This is a genomic window from Oscillibacter sp. MSJ-31 (genome assembly GCF_018918025.1).
Classification (GTDB): Bacteria; Bacillota; Clostridia; order Oscillospirales; family Oscillospiraceae; genus Hominicoprocola.
In genome coordinates this window covers 1-3,330 of sequence record NZ_JAHLPT010000050.1, presented here as the reverse complement: position 1 = coordinate 3,330, position 3,330 = coordinate 1, and the positions used below count along the sequence as shown (strand labels likewise).

2 protein-coding genes are annotated in these 3,330 nt (G+C 56.6%); both read left to right on the top strand.

Annotated features, from left to right (window positions below; all coding sequences use genetic code 11):
* Positions 1 to 896: 896 nt before the first annotated feature.
* Positions 897 to 1,277, top strand: a complete 381-nt coding sequence (locus KQI17_RS13225; protein ID WP_253285841.1) for a hypothetical protein — start codon at positions 897 to 899, stop codon at positions 1,275 to 1,277.
* Positions 1,265 to 3,229, top strand: a complete 1,965-nt coding sequence (mobP3, locus tag KQI17_RS13220; RefSeq protein ID WP_216496666.1) for a MobP3 family relaxase — start codon at positions 1,265 to 1,267, stop codon at positions 3,227 to 3,229. The genes KQI17_RS13225 and mobP3 overlap by 13 nt, the downstream gene beginning before the upstream one ends.
* The last annotated feature ends 101 nt before the right edge of the window (positions 3,230 to 3,330 follow it).

The following is a 3,330-nucleotide window of genomic DNA, read 5'->3' as shown; positions in this document are numbered from 1 at the left end:
GCTCGAGCGCTTGGCTCACCAAAGAAACCGTCCATCCATTGCCCTCCCATTATAACAAAAATAAGCATAGCTTCCGAGGCTTCCTATACGCTTCGGGTGCTATGCTTATTTTGTACCAACCAAAGAAGAATCCCTTACACCGCAGCCACAACTCACACCACAAACAAAATCACAACAGTCACGTTAACAAATTTTCCTCTCTGCCCTTCGTCGCAGTGATAACGAACCGCGAAGCTTACTGGTGCAGCGCAAGAAACAGCAGTGGAGCGGCGCGACCCTGCGGGGCCGCGGCGCCTCGGAACGGAGACGCGCACGGTGCGCGTCTCCGTTCCGAAGGCTCTCTGCTTCTCTCCGACGTTCCCTCGGTCCATGCAAAGATGGCAAAGTATGCTCTTCTGACCGCTGCGCGCGCAGAGGTTCCGGACCACACAGCGCACGCCGAGGGTAGTGATACCACCCCCGTCCGAAACGCCCCGTGTTTCGCCGTGTGAGCCGGTGTGTACGATCCTGTTGGTGAAGGCAAGTGTGTACCCGCTTTCACCTGTGAAAACGAACGTGAGCCGTTTGTGTGAGTGTGGTTTGAAACCGCTCCGGAGAGGACTTTCCCACGCCGTATGGGACGTAGCTTCGGCAGTTTGGGCGGTTATCGGAGGAACTTATTTATAGCAGGATAAAGGGTTGGCGTCGGAACCGACGCCCTGCCCAGTCACTTCTGCCCGCAGTGCGGGCAGTTGACGGGGGTTTCAACGCAGGCGGTTGTGGCGCCTTTTGAGCAAACTTTTGGAGCGACTGGCGTCTTTGTTCCCACAAGCGCAGGCGTTTCAACAAAAACAAGCGTGCCTTACGGCAGATTGGAGGGAATGATGAGCAAAAATGAAAACAGGCTGAATTTCCGTATGACGGATGAAACAGCCGCAAAAATAGAGCGGTGGTATCAAGAAGATAACTGCCGCAGCAAAAATGAATTCATCGAAAAGGCGGTGAACTGCTACGCGGATATGCTGGCCGCAGGCGAAAGCACCACGCTGCCCCGTGCGGTGCAGTCTGCCATCGACGCGCGGTTGAAACTCTTCGAGGATCGTATCGCGTCGCTGCTCTACAAGCAGACGGTGGAGATGGACATGGCAATGTCCATCCTCCTGCAAAGCCTCAACGTGAGTGAGGAAGTGCTGCGACAGGAACGGGCCAAGAGCATCGCCGCCGTCAAGCGCACCAATGGTCAGCTGCGGTTGGAACAGAAGCTCCGTGAGCTGGAGAGCGAAGCATGGCAAGGCTGATCGTCAAAAGTCCGTACATCAAGTGCGGCGCTGGGCAAAGCGCTGGCGGATACCTCAAGTACATCGCCACGCGGGAGCGGGTAGAGATCATTCCGGATGACCGTCCGCCCACCAACAAGCAGACGCAGTTCCTCGCAAAACTGGTGAAGGATTTTCCTGATACAAAAGAGTTGATGGAATATGAGGACTACCTCTCACACCCGACAAAAGCAACGGCGTCCGCGCTCATCACGCTGGCGCTGGAATCGAATTGGGACAGGCTCTCCTCAATGGATGGCTACGCCAAGTACATCGCCCTGCGGCCCAGGGCGGAGCGGCTGGGGGAACACGGTCTCTTCGGAGATGACGATGCCGTTGACCTCGCCGCTGTTGCGGACGAACTGAATCACTATACCGGCAACGTGTGGACGCACATCATCTCCCTCCACCGGGAGGACGCGGAGCGGCTGGGGTATGACCACGCGGACGCATGGCGCACATTACTGCGTACCCACCGCAATGATATCGCCGCGGCGATGAAGATATCGCCGGAGGATTTCCACTGGTACGCCGCGTTCCACGATGAGGGCAATCATCCCCACGTCCACATGATGGCTTGGTCGGTGAAACCGAATCAGGCATACCTCTCCAAGGATGGTATTCGGCAGATCAAGTCCACTCTCACCAATCAGATATTCCGTCAGGAGCTGCTCCATGTCTATGAACAGAAAAGCAAGTCCCGCGATGAACTGGTGGCGGAAACACGAAAAGCAATGCTGGAATTGGCGAAGGCCATGCGGGAAATGACCTGCATCCACCCAGAGGCGGAGCAGATGATCTGGGACCTGTCTCGGCAGCTCGGTCAGGTCGGCGGCAAGAAAACCTACGGCTATCTGCCGAAGCCAATGAAAAAGCTGGTGGACGAGATCGTCGACCAAATGGCGCGGCTGCCCACCGTGGATGCGTGCTACCAGACATGGTGGGAACTGCAATGTCAGGTGGAGGATTACTACTCCGAGGGGAAGAAACGGCTGCGTCCGCCGCTGTCTCAACAAAAGGAGTTCCGCCAAATCAAGAACGCCGTCATCAAAGAAGCGGAGCATCTTCGCATGAACAGGTTTTCCTTTGAGGATGAGGAAATGCAGGATGACGGCGAACAGATCAGCACCTACGCCATGAGCTATGAATGTCAGGATCTGCAAAGCGTGGCGAATGATGATCGTTTCCCCCTGGAGGAACGGGACGAAGCGGCGGAGCAATTGGAGCAGCTTGCGGAGGACGGTGACGCATACGCCCAATACGTCATCGGCACGGCGTACCGTGACGGCGGACTGCTGATACCGGACACAGCCAAAGCGCAAAAGCTGTTGGAACGCGCCGCCGAACAGGACTTGGACGTAGCACAGTACGCCCTCGGCAAGCTGTATCTTTCCGATGAAGCCGACGTTCACGATTCTGCCAAAGGCATTTACTGGCTGAAACGCTCGGTGGACAACGGCAACGATTTCGCCGCCTACCGGTTGGGAAAGGAATATCTCAGTGACAAAAATGTGCCAAAGGACGCTTCGACTGCGGCGGAATACCTGCGGCAGGCCGCGAACAATGGAAACGCCTACGCCCAATATCTGTTGGGCAAGCTGACCCTCATGGGCGAGGGTATTCCCAAAGACATGGACACCGCCTATGAATGGTTTGCGGCGGCGCGGGATAACGGCCACGGCTATGCAGAATTTTTCATGAAACGCATGGAGCGCGGCGAACAGGAGCCGCCCTCCGTCCTGCTGTCAGCCACCCGGCTGCTCTACCACATGGGCAATATTTTCCGAGACAACGCCCCGGCTCCCGCTGCCAACGGTGTCCAAATCGACCGCAAGCGGTTGCAAGAGCTTCAATGCAAACGCATCGCCCTCGGTCACAAGCCGGATGATCACGAGCTGGAACAGCAGCAAGGATATACGATGCAGTTCCGTTGATTCAGCAGACGTCCCTGTCACCCCGCACCATACCGCTTGCGGTATTGAAGCGGTGAGGCGCCATAGCGCAGGCGAAACTGCTCGATAAAGTGGCTGAGCTG